The organism is Sulfitobacter sp. LC.270.F.C4 (assembly GCF_032922545.1).
Taxonomy (GTDB): Bacteria; Pseudomonadota; Alphaproteobacteria; order Rhodobacterales; family Rhodobacteraceae; genus Sulfitobacter; species Sulfitobacter profundi.
On the sequence record NZ_CP136692.1, the window covers coordinates 1,917,261 to 1,935,173 of the forward strand.

Below are 17,913 nucleotides of genomic sequence, written 5' to 3' on the forward strand. Positions count from 1 at the left end.
CCAAAGAGAAAGATCGTATACCATGGTATGCCGAAGCTCGCGGTCAGGCGCCGACCCCGGCGAAAAAGCTGCTGATACGGGCCCGGGCGTAGGACCAAAGCGCAGGGGCGCCGATGGCGATCTTGCGGCCAACCTTCTCTTCGATCTGCGCTTCCGAGACGTTGTAATCGGTCCAGCTGCCCCCGCCCGAGGCGAGGTTTTGCATCGGGGGCTGGAACCGGTCGAGCGATTTGGCAAAGCGGGCCGAAGGGCTCTCGGCGGCTTCGAACTCTTCCCAGATGCTGCGCAATGCGACCCGCAGATCGGCGGGCAGCAGGCCAAAGATGCGGTCGGCGGCGATTTGTTCCTGCGCTTCCATTTCAGCGGCGTCATAGTCGCCGAAGATCGGATTGTCGCCCGCGTCGATCTCAACAAGATCGTGCAGGATCAGCATCTTGATGACGCGGTTGATGTTCACCTCTGGACCGGCCTGATCGGCCAGAACCAGCGCGTAGAGCGTCAAATGCCATGAATGTTCGGCCGAGTTTTCCGCCCGGCTTGCATCGCACAGCGTGGTGCCGCGCAGGATTGTCTTGAGCTTGTCGGCCTCATTGAGAAAGGCGATCTGCTGGTCGAGCCGCTCGGTCATGCGCCGGCCTTGCCGCGATGATCGCGCAGTTTGCGGGCAAGAAAACCGCGGGCCTTGTCATTGGCCATCCGCGTTCGGATCGCCGTCAAAAAGGCCTCTTCGAGCGTTTGTGACGAGGCGCCAAGCACCTCGCCAACTTCGATAAACAGCCGCTCCTCACCGGTCTCGGCCTGCACGGCGAGACATTCCTCGGCAAGCTTGTTGGCCAGTTGGAGGACGACCGCGTCCGCCATTAGCGGGTGGATTCCGTCAGGCGGCGTTTCACATAGTCGCTGGTCGAGGTGATCAGCGTGTCCATATGCGGCTCTTCAAAGAAGTGCCCGGCGCCTTCGATCTCCTGATGGGTGATCGTGATGCCTTTTTGCTCATGCAGCTTGTTGACCAGATTGGTCGTGTCAGCAGGCGGTGCCACGCGGTCGGCGGTGCCGTTGATGACCAGACCAGAGGCCGGGCAGGGCGCGAGAAACGAAAAGTCATACATATTCGCGGGCGGCGAGACCGAGATAAAGCCGGTGATCTCTGGCCGGCGCATCAGCAGTTGCATGCCGATCCACGCACCAAACGAGAAACCCGCAACCCAGCAATGTTTGGAGTTGTTGTTCATCGATTGCAGGTAATCAAGCGCCGAGGCCGCGTCGGACAATTCGCCGATGCCTTGGTCGTATTCACCCTGACTGCGGCCCACGCCGCGGAAGTTAAAGCGCAACACGGTGAAACCCATGTTGTAGAACGCATAGTGCAGGTTATAGACGACCTTGTGATTCATCGTGCCGCCGAACTGTGGATGCGGATGCAGCACGATGGCAATCGGGGCGTCACGTTCTTTTTGGGGGTGGTAGCGGCCTTCAAGGCGGCCTTCGGGTCCGGGAAAAATAACCTCGGGCATGGGTGTCCCTGTCTGGGGGTTCAAAGATCGCCGCGAATAGTTGACGAATTCGCTAGGCCACCTTAGAACGGTTCTAATCTGGTTCCGCGCAGTGTCGCGTGGATCAGTCTTTGGACTTAGGCATTTAAGCCGCCCACGTCAATCAAATGGCACGGCGAGTGAGGGTAAGACGATGAAGCTATCCACCAAAGGGCGCTACGCGATGGTCGCTTTGGCCGATATTGCCCTGCAGCCTGCGGGGACGTTGGTGTCACTGGGTGACATTGCCGAGCGACAGTCGGTGTCGTTGCCCTATCTCGAACAGTTGTTCGTCAAACTGCGGCGGGCCGAGCTGGTAACCTCTGTCCGGGGGCCGGGCGGGGGCTACCGTTTGGCGCGTCCGGCTACGGATATTCGCGTGGTCGATGTGCTTGCCGCGGTGGATGAGACGGTGGATGCGATGCACAAGGGGGCAGGTGCCTCGGGCGGGCTTTCGGGCAGCCGAGCGCAATCGCTGACCAACCGGCTTTGGCAGGGCCTGAGCGCGCATGTCTATGTCTTCTTGCACCAGACCCGCCTGTCGGATGTGGTGGATAACGAACTGGCCCCCTGTCCGGCGGTGCCGACCCTCTTTGCCGTGGTGGATGAAACGTGAGGGTGGTTTTGGGCAGCAAACGCGCTTTGGCCGCTGTGGCCTGTGCGGGTGGCGATGTGGGATTTCGGGGGCGCTGCCCCCGGACCCCCGCGGTATTTGGAAAAGGATGAAGGATGCGGGTCTACCTCGACCATAACGCGACCACGCCGCTGCGGGCGGAGGCGCGCGCGGCGATGATCGCGGCGATGGATCTGCCCGGCAACCCGTCCTCGGTCCATGCCGAGGGGCGTGCGGCCAAGGCTGTGGTTGAACGCGCGCGGGTGCAGGTGGCGGGGCTTGTGGGGTGCGATCCGGTCGATGTGATCTTTACCTCCGGTGCAACAGAGGCGGCGGCGCTTGCGGCGGCGATGGGCGCGCGGATGGTGACATCCGCCGTGGAGCATGACGCGGTGCTCTCATGGGGGCAGGCGGATCGTTTGGGTGTCGACGCGCATGGTGTTTGGGATGGTGATCTGACCGCTGCGGCGGGCGCTGATCTGGTCGCTCTTCAGGCTGCCAACAGCGAAACCGGCGTGCTGCAACAAACCATGCCCTTGGCGCAGCAGTGCTGGGCGATGGAGAGCAGCCCCTATGTGTTGGTCGATGCGGTGCAGTCCCTTGGCAAAACGCGGTTCAAAATGGCCACGTCGGGGGCGGATTTCATCCTCACCTCGGCGCATAAGCTGGGTGGGCCCAAGGGCATCGGCGCGTTGATCGTCAAACGCGGCATTGATCTGGCTGAACATGCGCTTTTGCGGGGCGGCGGGCAAGAGATGGGCCGCCGCTCAGGGACCGAAAATATCCCCGCCATCGCAGGTTTTGGCGCAGCGGCAGAAGCGGCGGCGGCAGATGTCTCTGCGGGGCGGTGGGAAGAGGTGGCCGAACAGCGTGATTTGTTGGAAGCGACCCTTGCGGATGCCACAAGTCTGACTATTTTTGTAGGGAAAGGCGCCGCGCGCCTGCCCAACACTTCATGCATCATTACGCCCGGCTGGAAGGGCGAGACCCAGGTGATGCAGATGGACCTCGCTGGTTTTGCCATTTCGGCGGGATCGGCCTGTTCCAGCGGCAAGGTCCGCGCGAGTGCCGTGTTGCGCGCCATGGGCTTTGATGAAACACAGGCCGCCAGCGCGATCCGGGTGTCGCTGGGCCTGAACACCACCCGGGAAGATATCCTGCGGTTCGCCACAAGCTGGACCGCCAAACTGAAAAAGCACGAAACGCGGGCCGCCTGAGCGCCGCCACGGAAAGGAACTGAAACCTTGGAAAATATGACCCTGAAAGAGAATGATGGCGTCAAGGAAGGCGTCGACCAGGAAACCGTGGATGCCGTGCGCGAAGTCGGCGGCAAATACAAATACGGCTGGTCCACGGACATTGAGATGGAATACGCCCCCAAGGGGCTCACGCCGGACATCGTGCGGCTGATTTCGGAAAAGAACGAAGAGCCGGAATGGATGCTTGAATGGCGCCTCGCGGCTTATGATCGCTGGTTGACCAAGAAAGAGCCCGACTGGGCGATGGTCGATTACCCCGAGATCGACTTTCAGGACCAGTATTACTACGCCCGTCCGAAAAGCATGGCCGAAAAGCCCAAGTCGCTTGATGACGTGGACCCCAAGCTGCTGGACACCTACAAGAAACTGGGCATCCCGCTGAAAGAGCAGATGATCCTTGCCGGTGTCGAAGGGGCCGAAGACGCCCCTGCCGAGGGCCGCAAAGTGGCTGTCGACGCGGTTTTTGACTCCGTTTCGGTCGGGACGACCTTCCAAGAGGAACTGAAAAAGGCTGGCGTGATCTTCTGTTCGATCTCCGAAGCGATCCGCGAGCATCCCGAACTGGTGAAGAAGTACCTCGGCTCGGTTGTGCCCGTATCGGACAACTTCTACGCGACGCTGAACTCCGCTGTCTTCTCTGATGGTTCCTTTGTCTACGTGCCGCCAGGCGTGCGCTGCCCGATGGAGCTGTCGACCTACTTCCGCATCAACGCCGAAAACACCGGCCAGTTCGAGCGGACGCTGATCATCGCCGACAAGGGCTCTTACGTGTCCTACCTCGAAGGCTGCACCGCGCCACAGCGTGACGAGTCGCAGTTGCACGCCGCCGTCGTTGAGATCATCATCGAAGAAGATGCTGAGGTGAAATATTCCACCGTTCAAAACTGGTACCCCGGTGACGAGGACGGCAAGGGCGGCATCTACAACTTCGTGACCAAACGCGCCGACTGCCGCGGCGACCGCGCCAAGGTGATGTGGACACAGGTCGAGACCGGCTCTGCCGTGACGTGGAAATACCCCTCTTGCATCCTGCGCGGTGATGACAGCCAAGGCGAGTTTTACTCCATCGCCATCGCCAACAACATGCAGCAGGCCGACACCGGCACCAAGATGATCCATCTCGGCAAGCGCACCAAGTCGCGCATCGTGTCCAAGGGCATATCGGCGGGCAAGGCGCAGAACACCTACCGGGGCCTCGTCTCGATGCACCCCAAGGCCAAGGAATCGCGCAACTATACGCAGTGTGACAGCCTGCTGATCGGCTCGGAATGTGGGGCGCATACTGTGCCTTACATCGAGGTCAAGAATAACAGCAGCCGGGTCGAGCATGAGGCGACCACCTCCAAGGTGGACGACGATCAAATGTTCTACTGCCGCTCGCGCGGGATGGACGAGGAAGAGGCCGTGGCGCTGGTTGTGAACGGTTTCTGCAAGGACGTGCTGCAAGCCCTGCCGATGGAGTTCGCCATGGAAGCGCAAGCGCTGGTGGCTATTTCGCTTGAAGGCTCCGTCGGCTGATGAGCCTTGCTGCGGCGCATACCCCCCTCCGCCTGCATTGGTGGAAGGCGCAGCCGAATTTCGGCGATGCGCTGAGCCCGCTGATCCTGAGCCATGTCTCAGGGCGGCGGGTGGCCCATGCGTCGGTGGACGAGGCGGATGTCTTTGGTCTTGGCTCGCTTTTGCAAATCGTGCGGCGCAATTTCGACACGCCGCGCGACGGGGCCAAGCCGGTGATATGGGGCAGCGGTCTGCTGCGTCCCGCAGGGGGCCGTGCGTTCTTGAAAAACATCGAGATCGCATTGCTGCGCGGTCCGGTGACCGCGGCGCTTTTGGGGGTGGAGACTGACGCTTTCGGTGATCCCGGGCTTCTGGTGAACGAGGTTCTGCCAAGCGATGCACCGCGCGGCGACAAGATCGGCATCGTGCCGCATCATACGCTCGCCGATGCCCCCGAACTGCTGGACCTCGTGGCCTCCGACAGCGCCTATGTGCTGATCGATCCGCGAGACCCGGTAGAGCATGTCTGCGCCGCCATCGCCGCCTGTGCCCATGTCTTTGCCTCATCCCTCCACGGGCTGATCACGGCGGATGCCTACGGCGTGGCGAACACTTGGGTCGCACCCGACGGGCAGGGACGCCTCAAGTTCCACGACTACGCCGCCTCGGTGGGCCGTGACATGCGCGTGCCGATCGCCTTGGCCGATATTCCGGCGGCCCGCAAACCCGACGCGCCGCTTAGCTACCAAGACGGCATCGAAGCCTGTCGCGCCGCGCTGAAAGATAGTTTTCCCGCCGCGCTCTGCGCCCGTCAGGGGGCGGCATGAACTTTAACACGCAGGGGCAAGCCCCTGAGATAACACTGAAATAGCATGAAATGCGGCGCAAGGCGCGCCAGAAGGAGACCGAAATGCTGAGCATCAAGAACCTGCAGGTGAAACTGGAAGAAGAGGACAAGCAGATCCTCAAAGGCGTCGATCTGGAAGTCGAAGCTGGCAAAGTACACGCCATCATGGGGCCGAACGGCTCGGGCAAGTCGACTTTGAGCTACGTGCTCTCGGGCAAGGATGGCTACGAGGTCACCGAAGGCTCCGCCACGCTCGAAGGCGAAGACCTGCTGGACTTGGAGCCCGAAGAGCGCGCCGCGGCGGGCCTTTTCCTTGCCTTCCAATACCCCGTTGAAATTCCCGGCGTCGGCAACATGACCTTCCTGCGCACCGCGGTGAACGCACAGCGGAAAGCGCGCGGCGAAGAGGAAATGTCGGCCGCAGACTTCCTTAAGGAAATCCGCGCCAAGGCGAAGGATCTGAAGATCGACGCCGACATGCTGAAGCGGCCTGTGAACATGGGCTTCTCGGGTGGTGAGAAAAAACGCAACGAAATCCTGCAGATGGCCATGCTTGAGCCAAAGATGTGCATCCTCGACGAGACTGACTCGGGTCTTGACGTTGACGCCATGAAACTCGTCGCCGAAGGCGTGAACGCCCTGCGCACCGAAGGCCGTGGCTTCCTTGTCATCACGCACTACCAGCGTCTTCTCGACCACATCAAACCCGATGTTGTGCACATCATGCACGACGGTCGCATCATCAAGACCGGTGGCCCCGAGCTCGCCCTTGAGGTCGAGAACAACGGCTACGCAGACATTCTCGCTGAGGTGGCATAATGGCCGAAGCGAAACTGCAAGAAACCCCGACCGAGGCGATGATCGCACGGCTCAGCATGCCGCAGGGTGGTTGGGCCCAGGCGGCGCGCGAGGACGCGCTGGCGCGGCTCCGTGTCATGGGCCTGCCGCAACGCCGGGATGAATATTGGAAGTTCACCCGCCCCGACACGCTGACGCAACCCGAGGCGCAGCCTGCCGCGATTTTCGATCACGGCGAGGCGCCGCTTTTCGACGACACCGACCGTCTGCGTATCGTCTTTGTCGACGGTGAATTCGACGCCGAAGCCTCCGACGATCTGTCGCTGGAAGGCGTTAGCATCGAACGGCTCGCGGCGGCGGACAGCGACCTGCATTGGGCGCGTGACCTCTATGGTGCGTTGGAAAAGAACGGCCAGACACCGGTTCAACGCCCGCTGGCAGCGCTGAATACAGCCTTCGCGAGTGACGGGGTGCTGATCCATGTCACCGGTCAGGTGAGCAAGCCGATCAATCTGGTTTATAACCATAAATCAGAGACTTCGGATGCGATGTTGCACCACGTTGTGAAGCTCGAAAAAGGCGCCGAAGTGACGCTTTTGGAGAACGGCCCCGCTGCCGCGCGCTTCAACACCGTGATGGAGGTTGAAGTGGCCGACACCGCGCGCTTCCACCATGTCCGTGCACAGGGCCGCGATCATGAGCGTCGGGCCGCGACACATATCTTCACCCGTCTCGGCAGCGAGTCGCTGTTCAAGAGCTTCACCGTTACCGTGAACGGCGCGCTGACGCGCAACGAATGTGTGATCGAGCTCACCGGCGATGATGCCTCGGCCCATGTGGCTGGTGCCTGCGTCGGCGATGGTGACTTCCATCATGACGACACGGTTTTCATCACCCATGACGCGGTGAATTGCGAAAGCCGTCAGGTCTATAAGAAGGTGCTGCGCAACGGTGCGACTGGCGTGTTCCAAGGCAAAATCCTCGTTAAGGAAGGCGCGCAGAAGACCGATGGCTATCAGATCAGCCAGTCGCTTTTGCTGGACGGCGACAGCCAGTTCCTCGCCAAGCCTGAGCTTGAGATCTACGCTGATGACGTGGCCTGTTCGCATGGCTCGACCTCTGGTGCGATCGACGAAGAGGCGCTGTTCTACCTCCGTGCCCGCGGCGTGTCTCATGCCGAGGCGACCGACCTTCTGACACTGGCCTTCCTTGCCGAAGCAGTGGAAGAGATCGAAGCCGAAGGTCTGCGCGAAGAGATCAACGGGCGTCTCAGCTCGTGGTTGGAGCGTCGTAGCAGCTGATGGCTGTCACCAGCGATATCGTTGCGACCTATCGCGGCCCCGGCAAAGTGATGTCGGGGCTGTTGGCGCAGGGCCGTAACGAGGTGCGCGTTCTGATGTTCGCGCTCATGGCGGGGCTGCTGATTTTCGTGGCCCTGTCCCCTTATCAAGCCCGCGCGGCGCATCTTGACCCCGAAGGACCGCTGGCCGTGCGGCAGTATTGGAGCGCGTTTTTCTGGATCTTCGTGATGCCGATGCTGCTCTATGGTCTGGCGGCGATGGTCTGGGCGATCAGCCGCATCGCGGGGCAGCGGCTCACTGGCTACGCGGTGCGCTTGACCTTGGTTTGGTCGCTGCTCGCTTCCGCGCCGATCCTGCTGTTGCTGGGCCTCGCGCTTGGCTTTATCGGACCGGGCGTGCAGGCGCAGATTGTTGGCGTGCTCTGGTTGGCCGTGTTCTTCTGGTTCTGGATCGCAGGCCTGCTTGCGGCACAGCGGGGCTGAGATGGACAGCGCCGCCCTGATCCAACTCGCGCAAACCACACTGCGCAGCCCCCGCGCCGCAGCGCGGATGATCGCGGCCCTGCCTTTGGGCCGCGAGGTGATATGGACATCGCTCGCCTTGGTCGCGGCGCTGAACGCACTGGTGATCTCGGCGATGTTCGTGATCGCGCCGCCCGCCATGGCGTTGCCGAGTTATTTCCAATCGCCGCTGGTGCTTTTTGCGCTGCTGGCCGGTTTGATGGTCCTTTATGTTCATGCGCTGTCTTGGGTCGGCCGGGCCTTGGGCGGGCAGGGCGCGGCGGCCCCGCTTCTGGCGGCCGTGGTCTGGTTGCAGGCGCTCCGGCTCTGTGCGCAATTGGGAATCCTGCTGTTGACCATGGCTCTGCCGCCGGTGGCGCTGCTGGCTTCATTCGTCGTTACTTTTTGGGGTCTTTGGATCCTGCTGAATTTCGTGGCCGAACTGCTGCATCTGCCGGGGCTCTTCCATGCCGCCGCTGTGCTGGCAGGGGCCGCGCTTGGGGTCTTGCTGGGTCTTGGCCTCCTGCTGTCTTTGATCGGGCTGACCGCCCAAGGAGTTTGAAACATGTTCAACGTTGATGCTGTCCGGGCGCAGTTTCCGATCCTCGGCCGCGAGGTGAACGGCAAGCCGCTGGTCTATCTCGACAATGGTGCATCAGCGCAGAAGCCGCAGGTGGTGATCGATGCGATCACCCAAGCCTACGCGAATGAATACTCTAATGTTCACCGTGGCTTGCACTACCTTTCTAATCTAGCGACCGACAAATATGAAAGCGTGCGCGGGACTGTTGCACGGTTTCTCAATGCCGGATCAGAAGATGAAATTGTGCTGAACACCGGTGCCACCATGGGGATCAACACCGTGGCCTATGGCTGGGCCATGCCGCGGATGCAGGCCGGTGATGAGATCGTCCTGTCGGTGATGGAGCATCACGCAAATATCGTGCCATGGCATTTCCTGCGCGAGCGGCAGGGCGTGGTGCTGAAATGGGTCGACGTAGACGCCACTGGCGCGCTGGACCCGCAGGCGGTGATCGATGCCATCGGGCCAAAGACCAAGCTGGTTGCGATATCGCATCTTTCCAATGTTTTGGGGACCAAAGTTGATGTGAAATCCATCACCGCAGCGGCGCACGAAAAAGGCGTTCCGGTGCTGGTCGATGGCTCGCAGGGGGCGGTGCATATGCCGGTGGATGTCCAAGACATCGGCTGTGATTTCTATGCCGTCACGGGGCACAAACTCTACGGCCCCTCGGGCTCAGGCGCGATCTATATCAAGTCCGAGCGGATGGCCGAAATGCGCCCCTTCATCGGGGGCGGCGACATGATCCGCGAAGTCAGCAAAGACGCGGTGAGCTACAACGACCCGCCGATGATGTTCGAGGCGGGCACCCCCGGCATCGTGGCCACCATCGGCTTGGGCGTGGCGCTGGATTTCATGATGGACCTGGGGATGGAGAAGATTGCCGCCCATGAAGATGATCTGCGCGACTACGCCGTGTCCCGTCTCAGCGGTCTGAACTGGCTTAACCTTCAGGGCACGACACCGGATAAGGCGGCGATCTTTAGCTTCACCTTAGATGGCGCGGCCCATGCCCATGACATTTCAACCGTGCTCGACAAAAAGGGCGTGGCGGTGCGGGCCGGGCACCATTGCGCGGCACCTTTGATGACGCATCTGGGGGTTTCTGCCACCTGCCGAGCGTCCTTTGGCATGTATAACACCCGCGCCGAGGTCGACACATTGGTTGACGCACTTGAATTGGCGCATGATCTTTTCGCCTAAGCTCAGTTTCGCCGCCCTTTCACCCGGATTTCCCATTGCAGGGGCGGCCCGCTCTGGCTATACCGCCCCTTAGTGGACCCTTAGCTCAGCTGGATAGAGCGCTGCCCTCCGAAGGCAGAGGCCAGAGGTTCGAATCCTCTAGGGTCCGCCATTAAATCAATCACTTGATCGATCCGAATCAATCACTTGATCGATCCGACTGATCTGCGTTTCTGTTACGGGTGACGGTTTGCGCTAACAATTCCGACTGCGCCTCCGTGGATTGGATGTTTTTCTCGCCAGCAGCGTGAAATCTCATGGAAAACGCTAGAAAGTTTGGGAACGGCTATTTTATCCCGTCGTCCAGATCCGGGAGCAGGAAAGCCGCGGCTCAACCGTTCATTGAGTGGGCCGTTGAGGTGGCGCGGGACTAATATCCCCGCGGTCCGATGAAAGCCCGGATGCGACGCTCTTAGCGCCCTTTCCAGACCGGATCTCGCTTTTCAGCAAAGGCCCGCGCACCTTCGGCGTTATCCTCGGAGCCGTAAAGCACATCGACAGTCTTTAGCTGGCGTTTGGTAACCCGGTTCATGGTGTCCTGAAAGTTGCTATCTTCGGCATCCCGCACGATTTCCTTGATCGCGGCATAGACCAGCGGCGGGCCCGAGGCCAAAAGGCGTGCCATATCCCAGGCCTGCGTCATCAGTTCATCTGCCGCGTGGACGTGGTTCACAAACCCCCAGCGGTTGGCTTCTTCGGCGTCCAGCCAGCGGCCCGTGAGCAGCATCTCCATTGCGATATGATAGGGAATGCGCTTTGGCAATTTGATCGAGGCGGCATCAGCCACCGTGCCAGACGTGATTTCGGGCAGCGCAAAACTTGCATGATCGGCCGCCAAGATAACGTCTGCCGACAACGCCAATTCGAGCCCGCCACCACAGCAAATACCGTTTACCGCAGCGATCACCGGTTTGTTCATGTCGCGCAATTCTTGCAGGCCGCCAAATCCGCCTACGCCATAATCACCATCCACCTCGTCGCCATCCGCAGCAGCTTTCAAATCCCAACCGGGGCAGAAGAATTTCGGCCCGGCACCTGTGATAATCGCAACCCGCAAATCAGGGTCGTCACGAAAGGCCGCAAAGGTATCGCCCAAGATACGACTGGTGTGCAGATCGATGGCATTGGCCTTTGGGCGGTCCAGAGTGATTTCGAGCACGGCACCCTCTCGGCGCGTTTTAACGGGGCTTGTCATGTTGTTCCTTTCACCAAAAGCGTATCGGCGATGATCGCGCGGTCTTTTGTACAGATGAGGGGATTGATTTCGATTTCGGCAATCTCGTCGGCGTGGTCGCTGACGAAGTCTTGCAGCTTTAGGACCGCGTCAACAATGGCGTCTACGTTCGCTGCCTCGCCACCGCGATAGCCGCTCAGCAGGGGGTTTATTCTTAACTGCCCCAAGGCGTGTCGAATGTCAGCGTCCGTGGTTGGCAACAGCAAGGATTGTCCGTCCTCCAGAATTTCCGTCAGGGTGCCGCCCGCGGCCAACGTCAGGACAAACCCGTGAGCGGGGTCCGCGACGACGCCCAGCAAAAGTTCGGCGACGGTGCCGGTGATCATTTCTTCGACAAGGAAGGTTTCGGCCTGCATTGCCTGCGCCGCCGCGCTGACTTGTTCCGCGTCAGTGAGGTTCAGCTTTACCGCGCCGGCTTCGGTTTTATGGGCAACCCCTTCACCCTTCAAGACCACAGGAAAACCGATCTTTTCGGCGCAAGCGATCACATCTGCAACGGCGATGCCTGCACGGCTTTTGGGGATATCCAAGCCGTATGCCGCAAGGGCCCGTTTGGCATCGCCTTCGGTGGCCGTGGTGGTGGTTGCGAAGCTGGGGGCAGGTAGCAGGGGCTGGTGATTTTGGGGTGTCGGCACGCGAACTGCGCTGATCGCTTCACAGGCCGTGCCAAAGTCGCACAGCGGCACGATCCCCGCGCCAAGCAGGCGTTTTGCAATCGCTTCGGGCAGGTTTTCAACGATGGACCCAACCACCCCAAAGGGACGGCCCGTTTGCCGGGCTGCCTCCTCGATCGCCTCGATTGCAATCATCCAATCATCGGCGGCACAGCTGTCTAGGCGCGGGAAATCAAGCACCACGAGCGTCAGGTTGATATCATCGCCCGTCATGGCCGCAAACACGGCTGTCATGGCGGCCTTATCGCGCCAGATTTGTGTGTGATAATCCAAGGGGTTCGTCAGATTGACCAGCGAACTGAGGTGCTGGGAAAGCGTATCTGTTTGAGCAGATGTCAGGGGGGGGAAAGTCAGGCCACAGTGCGCGGCGGTATCCGCCATGACGCTTGCCTCGCCGCCTGAGCAGCTTAACGACGCAATGCGCCCCCCGGACAGGTGGCCATGGCAGTGAAATAGTTTTAACGTCTCAAGCAGCGCAGCGGGGGAGCCGACCCGCGCAATGCTAAGCCGCGCCAGTACCGCATCTGACCCCGCGCTGCTGCCTGCGAGCGAGGCGGTGTGCGAAATGGTTGCCAGCTGCGACTCCTGCGAGCGGCCCACCTTCAGCGCCACAATCGGTTTGCCGAGCGCACGCGACAGCCGCGCCAGTTCTTCAAAATCCGCGATGTCGCCAAAGCTTTCGATGTAAAGGCCAAGTGCCGTCACGCGGTCGTCGCGGATGACAGTTTGGGCGATGCTGGCAAGCCCTTGCTGGGCCTGATTGCCCGCGGTGATGGTATAGGCAATGGGCAACCCGCGTTGCTGCATCGTGAGGTTGATCGCGATGTTGGACGACTGCGCCAAGATCGCCACGCCGCGTTCAACGGGCACCAGCCCATGTTGATCCGGCCAAAGCGCCACCTGATCCACGGCGTTCAGAACCCCGTAGCAATTCGGCCCGAGAATGGGCATTCCCCCTGCTGCGGACAGCAATTGGTCATTCAGAACGGCGCCGTCGGCGGTTTCTTTGAACCCGCTGGCAAAACACACGGCACCACCTGCTCCCATTTGGTTCAGCTCGCCAACCAGATCGATGGTTGCGCTGCGGTTTACACCGATGAACGTCGCATCCGGCGCGTTTGGTAAATCAGCAAGCGTCTTGAAGGCCGGCAAGCCGCCAACACTGTCTTTTTTGGGATGCACGGGCCAGATATCACCCTTGAACCCGATCTTCTGGTTCTGCTCGATCACGGAGTCGCACCACGCCCCACCGCCGACGACGGCAATGGAACGTGGTCGCAAGAGACGCGCAAGATCACTCATGTCTTGGTCCTAGGCGCCAAGGGGGCGCAATAGATCGCGGCTGATGATGTGGCGTTGGATTTCAGATGTGCCATCCCAAATCCGTTCGACCCGCGCATCGCGCCAGAACCGTTCAATGGGGAAGTCATCCATCAAGCCCATGCCGCCAAAGATTTGCAGGGTTGCATCCGTCACCCGCGCCAGCATTTCCGACGCGTAGAGCTTTGCACTGGCGATTTCGCGGCTAGCAGGCAGGCCTTGATCCAGCCGCCACGCCGCCGCCAATGTCAGGTGATCTGCCGCATCGATTTCGGTGATCATGTCGGCCAGCTGAAAGCTGATGCCCTGATACTTGCCGATCGGCTGACCAAACTGCTTGCGTTCAGCCGCGTAATTCAACGCCATGTCAAAGCAACGTCGTGCGCGGCCCACAGACATTGCAGCGACCGTGATCCGCGTGGCGTAAAGCCATTCGTTCATCACCGCAAAGCCGCCATCGACCTCGCCCAGAACCTGAGCATCCGGCAGGCGGCAGTTGTCAAATTCGAGGATCATGTTCTTGTAGCCATGGTGCGAGACCGATTTGTAGCCATCGCGAATGGTGAAACCGGGCGTGCCGCGGTCGACCAGGAATGTCGTGATGCGCTTTTTGGGGCCGCGCGGCGTGTCGTCTTCGCCGGTTGCCACAAAGACGATCAGGAAATCCGCATGATCCGCGCCAGAGATGAAATGCTTGGTTCCGTTCAGAACCCAGTCACCGCCATCGCGTTTGGCTGTGCATTTCATGCCGCGGACATCGGACCCTGCATCGGGTTCGGTCATGGCCAGTGCATCCATCTTTTCGCCGCGAATGGCGGGGAAAAGATAGCGTTCAATCTGATCGTCCTTGCAGGCCATCAAGATATTCTGCGGCCGCCCGAAAAAATGGTTCAACGCCATAGAGCCGCGGCCCAATTCGCGTTCAACCAGCGCAAATTCAAGATGCGAGAGGCCAGCCCCGCCAACGCTTTCGGGGAAGTTGCAGGCATAAAACCCCAGATCCAGCGTCTTTTGCTTGATTGTCTGCGCGACGTCATCGGGGACTTCGCCAGTGCGCTCTACCTCTGCCTCGTGGGGGTATATTTCGTTTTCGACAAAGGACCGCACGGTGGAAACGATCATCCCTTGTTCTTCGGTCAATCCAAAATGCATCAGCTATGCTCCGGCTTGGGCAGGGCGGCTTGGGCCGCGATGATGGAGGCGAGCTTGTCGCTGACATGCGCCGCAGGGTCGCAGGATTTGCGGGTTTCCAGACTGACGTGCAGCAGGAATTGATTGCAGGTTGCGATCGCCTCGCCTTCGGCACTCTTCAATTCGTGGAACAGCCGCAGCTTCTTACCCGCACCCTCAAGAATGGTCGTGACAACGGTGACTGTGTCGCCTGCATGGCATTCATTGCGGAACTTGGTGTGGGTATCGGCGGTAAAGTAGCTGAAGCCGGATTTGATATAGGCGTCATCGGCCCCGATCATGCGCATGAGCGCGTCGGCCGCATCTGACCACAGCTGCCCATAGCGGCTTTCGTTCATGTGCCCGTTGTAATCCGTCCAATCTATTGGAATGGCGCGGGCAACAGTGATGATGGGATTGGTAAAGTCAGGGTCGGCTTTGCCCTCAAGGCGGGTGTCATGCGCGTTCAGCAATGCGCCTGCACCCCAGTCACGGCCCTTCAGGGACCGCATCATGGATACCAGATTGTCGTCGCGAATGCGTTCAAGCTCGCGGATCGTATGGGCACCGGATTGCGCGTCCGATTGGCTGGCGATCTTCTGTACCAAATCATCGGTCAGTTCGGGCACGTCCATCAACTTGGTCCAAGGCCACTGCAAGCAGGGCCCGAACTGTTCGATAAAATGGGCCATCCCGGCCTCGCCGCCCGCCACGCGGTAGGTTTCAAACAGGCCCATCTGCCCCCAACGCAGACCAAAGCCGAACCGGATGGCGTCATCGATTTCCTCGGTCGTGGCGATGCCGTCCTTGATCAGCCAAAGCGCCTCGCGCCAGACCGCTTCGAGAAAACGATCAGCCACATGCGCGTCGATTTCCTTGCGTAGTTTCAGGGGCTTCATGCCGATTTCAGTAAGCACTTCCTGCGCGCGCGTGGTCGTGGCATCGTCACCGACCAGTTCGATAAGCGGCAGCAAATAGACCGGGTTGAACGGGTGTGCGACGAAAATCTCGCCGGGGCGAAGCGCGCCTTGCTGCAGTTCGGACGGTTTGAAGCCCGAGGTTGAAGAGCCGATCAGCGCGTCTTTGCGGCAGTGGGACTGAATTTCGGCGAAGATCTTGTGCTTCATCTCAAGCCGTTCCGGCGCGCTTTCCTGAATCCAGTCGGCCTCTGCAACGGCGTCGGCCAATGTGGGGACGATTTTCACCTGACCTTCGGGCGGCAGTGCGACCTCGGACAAGGCGGGCAGGGACCGGCGCGCGTTCGCCATGACTTCGCTGACTTTGCGTTCGGCTTCGGGATCAGGGTCGAAAATAGCGACGTTCCAGCCTGACAACGCAAACCGCGCGGCCCAGCCGCCGCCAATGACACCACCGCCGATGATAGCTGCTGTTTTGGTCATCGTGGCGCCTGCTTTGTCAGGCCCAGTTTTTGGCGCACGGCATCGGGGCCCATGATGGTCGCCCCCATGTTTTCGATGATCGACACGGCACGCGAAACAAGCGCCTCGTTGGTGGCAAGCTCGCCTTTTCCAAGCCACAGGTTATCCTCAAGCCCGACGCGCACATGCCCGCCTGCCAAAACAGATGCGGCGACATAGGGCATCTCGTCACGGCCAATCGAAAACGCGGACCAGTTCCAGTCGTCAGGCACATTGTTAACCATTGCCATAAAGGTGTTCAGGTCATTGGGGGCCCCCCATGGGATGCCCATGCAAAGCTGCACCAGCGCGGGCGAAGATAACACGCCGTCTTTAACCAGTTGTTTTGCATACCAAAGGTGGCCGGTATCAAAGGCTTCGATCTCTGGCTTCACGCCAAGCGCTTCCATCCGCGCGCCCATCGTTGTCAGCATGCCGGGCGTGTTGGTCATCACATAATCGGCTTCGGCAAAGTTCATCGTGCCGCAATCGAGGGTGCATATCTCGGGCAGGCAGTCTTCGATATGGGCCAGCCGTTCTTCGGCGCTGACCATATCGGTGGCATCGTTCAACGGCAGCGGCGCGGAGGGCGGACCAAAGACGATGTCGCCGCCCATGCCTGCGGTCAGGTTCAGGACCACGTCGACTTCGGCATCGCGGACGCGTTCGGTCACTTCGCGGTAGAGTTTCGGATCGCGTGAGGGCACGCCGCTCTCGGGGTCGCGCACGTGGCAATGCACAATCGCCGCGCCCGCTTTGGCGGCGGCGATGGCCGAATTGGCGATCTGCTCTGGGCTGCGGGGAACATGGGGTGACCGATCTTGGCTGCTGCCGGATCCGGTCACGGCGCAGGTGATAAAGACCTCACGGGTCATCTGCAGGGGCATCTTGGTCTCCTTTTAGCTTTATCTGCAGACTATCCGGATTGATCGGCGGACATGTGCAGTGCTAGTCAGAAACATGCAGGAAAAGACAAAATCATCAGGCGAGACGGTTAAGATCGACATTCTGTTGTTCGATGGTTTTTCGAACCATTGTCTGGCCAACACTTTGGAGCCGTTTCGCGCCGCGAACAGCATCACCGGGCAGGCGCGGTATGACTGGCGCCTGCTTTCGCTTGAGGGGGGGCTTGTGCGGTCTTCAAGCGGGATGTTGGTACAGACCGAATTGGCCACCGCGACAAAGCCCCCCTGTGATTACCTCATGGTGACCGCCAGCTATGGCCATCTTGCGTTGAGCAGCAGTCAGGTGCTGTCCGCGCTGCGGGGGCTTTGCGCGAATGCGAAATGTCTGGTGGGGCTCGATATGGGGGCCTGGTTGCTGGCGGCTGCAGGGCTGTTGGACGACAGGCCCGCGACCATCCATGGGCATCTTTTCGAAAGCTTTTCAGAGACATTTCCGCAGGTAGATGCCCGGCAAGAGCGGTTTGTCATTGATGGCAACCGGATCACCTGCGGCGGTGCCATGGCTTCCTTTGATCTGGTCCTGACGTTGATCGGGGCGCACTGCGGCGAGATCACACGGCTCGATGTCGCGTCGCTTTTCTTGCATCAAAGCGATCAGCCGTTTGGGCAGCCCGACAACATATCGGGGCGGTCCAAACTGGTGTCTCGGGCGCTTGTCCTTATGGATGAGACTATCGAAGCGCCGGTGCCAATTCCGACCATTGCGCGGCACTTGGGGTGTTCGCTCAAAAGCCTGCAAAGACGGTTCGCGCGCAGTTTGAATGCGACGCCGGGCCAAGTCTATCGGCACCGACGCCTGATCGCTGCGAAAAGCTTGGTCGAAGGGACCAACCTGTCAATCTCTGAGATTGCGACGCGCTGCGGTTACGAAAGCGCAAGTGCTATGACGCGCGCCTTCAAGGGCCAGTTTGGCACAACGCCCATGGATTTGAGGGCGGACTGATCGCGTTCTCGATCTCG

At 60.3% G+C, this 17,913-nt stretch carries 18 protein-coding genes and 1 tRNA gene; 11 read left to right on the top strand and 8 right to left on the bottom strand.

The window, feature by feature from the left end; all coding sequences use genetic code 11:
* Window positions 1–43: 43 nt before the first annotated feature.
* Genes R1T45_RS13250 through R1T45_RS13260 form a run of 3 tightly spaced genes read right to left on the bottom strand, consistent with a single transcriptional unit; the run spans window position 44 to window position 1,514 of the window.
* Window positions 44–628 carry an HD domain-containing protein gene (locus tag R1T45_RS13250; RefSeq protein WP_132443346.1) on the bottom strand — a complete coding sequence of 195 codons (585 nt, stop codon included), beginning with the start codon at window positions 626–628 and terminating at the stop codon, window positions 44–46.
* On the bottom strand, window positions 625–861 hold the full coding sequence (locus R1T45_RS13255; RefSeq protein ID WP_120351137.1) for a hypothetical protein: 237 nt from the start codon (window positions 859–861) through the stop codon (window positions 625–627). The genes R1T45_RS13250 and R1T45_RS13255 overlap by 4 nt, the downstream gene beginning before the upstream one ends.
* Window positions 861–1,514 carry an alpha/beta hydrolase gene (locus tag R1T45_RS13260; protein ID WP_067626833.1) on the bottom strand — a complete coding sequence of 218 codons (654 nt, stop codon included), beginning with the start codon at window positions 1,512–1,514 and terminating at the stop codon, window positions 861–863. The genes R1T45_RS13255 and R1T45_RS13260 overlap by 1 nt, the downstream gene beginning before the upstream one ends.
* A gap of 172 nt (window positions 1,515–1,686) precedes the next feature.
* On the opposite strand from R1T45_RS13260, the gene R1T45_RS13265 reads away from it, so the two are divergent.
* The 10 genes from R1T45_RS13265 to R1T45_RS13310 all read left to right on the top strand — a co-directional run bounded on the left by R1T45_RS13265 (window position 1,687) and on the right by R1T45_RS13310 (window position 10,284).
* Window positions 1,687–2,148, top strand: a complete 462-nt coding sequence (locus R1T45_RS13265; protein ID WP_067942247.1) for an Rrf2 family transcriptional regulator — start codon at window positions 1,687–1,689, stop codon at window positions 2,146–2,148.
* A gap of 113 nt (window positions 2,149–2,261) precedes the next feature.
* Window positions 2,262–3,362: a cysteine desulfurase family protein gene (locus R1T45_RS13270; RefSeq protein ID WP_317389291.1), complete on the top strand. Its 1,101-nt coding sequence runs from the start codon at window positions 2,262–2,264 to the stop codon at window positions 3,360–3,362.
* Between the two features lie 36 nt (window positions 3,363–3,398).
* Window positions 3,399–4,922 (top strand): Fe-S cluster assembly protein SufB, encoded by a 1,524-nt coding sequence (gene sufB / locus R1T45_RS13275; protein WP_120352208.1) that lies wholly within the window; start codon window positions 3,399–3,401, stop codon window positions 4,920–4,922.
* Window positions 4,922–5,728, top strand: coding sequence for a polysaccharide pyruvyl transferase family protein (locus tag R1T45_RS13280; RefSeq protein WP_317389292.1), 807 nt, complete (start codon window positions 4,922–4,924; stop codon window positions 5,726–5,728). Before sufB ends, R1T45_RS13280 begins: the two co-directional genes overlap by 1 nt.
* 83 nt (window positions 5,729–5,811) lie before the next feature.
* Entirely contained in the window at window positions 5,812–6,567 is a 756-nt protein-coding gene (sufC, locus tag R1T45_RS13285) for a Fe-S cluster assembly ATPase SufC (RefSeq protein WP_067625310.1), read from the top strand.
* Entirely contained in the window at window positions 6,567–7,847 is a 1,281-nt protein-coding gene (sufD, locus tag R1T45_RS13290) for a Fe-S cluster assembly protein SufD (RefSeq protein ID WP_317389293.1), read from the top strand. Before sufC ends, sufD begins: the two co-directional genes overlap by 1 nt.
* Window positions 7,847–8,329 (top strand): hypothetical protein, encoded by a 483-nt coding sequence (locus R1T45_RS13295; RefSeq protein WP_067625316.1) that lies wholly within the window; start codon window positions 7,847–7,849, stop codon window positions 8,327–8,329. Before sufD ends, R1T45_RS13295 begins: the two co-directional genes overlap by 1 nt.
* Before the next feature lies 1 nt (window position 8,330).
* On the top strand, window positions 8,331–8,909 hold the full coding sequence (locus R1T45_RS13300; RefSeq protein WP_132443349.1) for a YIP1 family protein: 579 nt from the start codon (window positions 8,331–8,333) through the stop codon (window positions 8,907–8,909).
* Window positions 8,910–8,912: 3 nt separating this feature from the next.
* Window positions 8,913–10,133, top strand: coding sequence for a cysteine desulfurase (locus R1T45_RS13305; protein ID WP_120351131.1), 1,221 nt, complete (start codon window positions 8,913–8,915; stop codon window positions 10,131–10,133).
* A gap of 74 nt (window positions 10,134–10,207) precedes the next feature.
* Window positions 10,208–10,284, top strand: a tRNA-Arg gene (locus tag R1T45_RS13310).
* A 300-nt stretch (window positions 10,285–10,584) separates the two neighbouring features.
* Here the strand turns inward: R1T45_RS13310 and R1T45_RS13315 are convergent.
* Genes R1T45_RS13315 through R1T45_RS13335 form a run of 5 tightly spaced genes read right to left on the bottom strand, consistent with a single transcriptional unit; the run spans window position 10,585 to window position 16,875 of the window.
* Window positions 10,585–11,367 carry a carnitinyl-CoA dehydratase gene (locus R1T45_RS13315; RefSeq protein ID WP_317389294.1) on the bottom strand — a complete coding sequence of 261 codons (783 nt, stop codon included), beginning with the start codon at window positions 11,365–11,367 and terminating at the stop codon, window positions 10,585–10,587.
* Window positions 11,364–13,382 (bottom strand): acetate--CoA ligase family protein, encoded by a 2,019-nt coding sequence (locus R1T45_RS13320; RefSeq protein WP_317389295.1) that lies wholly within the window; start codon window positions 13,380–13,382, stop codon window positions 11,364–11,366. The genes R1T45_RS13315 and R1T45_RS13320 overlap by 4 nt, the downstream gene beginning before the upstream one ends.
* Window positions 13,383–13,391: 9 nt before the next feature.
* Window positions 13,392–14,552, bottom strand: coding sequence for an acyl-CoA dehydrogenase family protein (locus R1T45_RS13325; protein ID WP_317389296.1), 1,161 nt, complete (start codon window positions 14,550–14,552; stop codon window positions 13,392–13,394).
* Complete coding sequence (locus tag R1T45_RS13330) at window positions 14,552–15,970, bottom strand: carnitine 3-dehydrogenase (RefSeq protein WP_317389297.1); 1,419 nt, start codon at window positions 15,968–15,970, stop codon at window positions 14,552–14,554. Before R1T45_RS13330 ends, R1T45_RS13325 begins: the two co-directional genes overlap by 1 nt.
* A complete protein-coding gene (locus R1T45_RS13335; protein WP_317389298.1) occupies window positions 15,967–16,875 on the bottom strand; it encodes a 3-keto-5-aminohexanoate cleavage protein in 909 nt (302 codons plus the stop codon). Before R1T45_RS13335 ends, R1T45_RS13330 begins: the two co-directional genes overlap by 4 nt.
* Window positions 16,876–16,948: 73 nt before the next feature.
* Here R1T45_RS13335 and R1T45_RS13340 point away from each other — a divergent pair, with 73 nt between their 5' ends.
* Complete coding sequence (locus R1T45_RS13340) at window positions 16,949–17,896, top strand: GlxA family transcriptional regulator (RefSeq protein ID WP_120351125.1); 948 nt, start codon at window positions 16,949–16,951, stop codon at window positions 17,894–17,896.
* Window positions 17,897–17,913 lie beyond the last annotated feature (17 nt).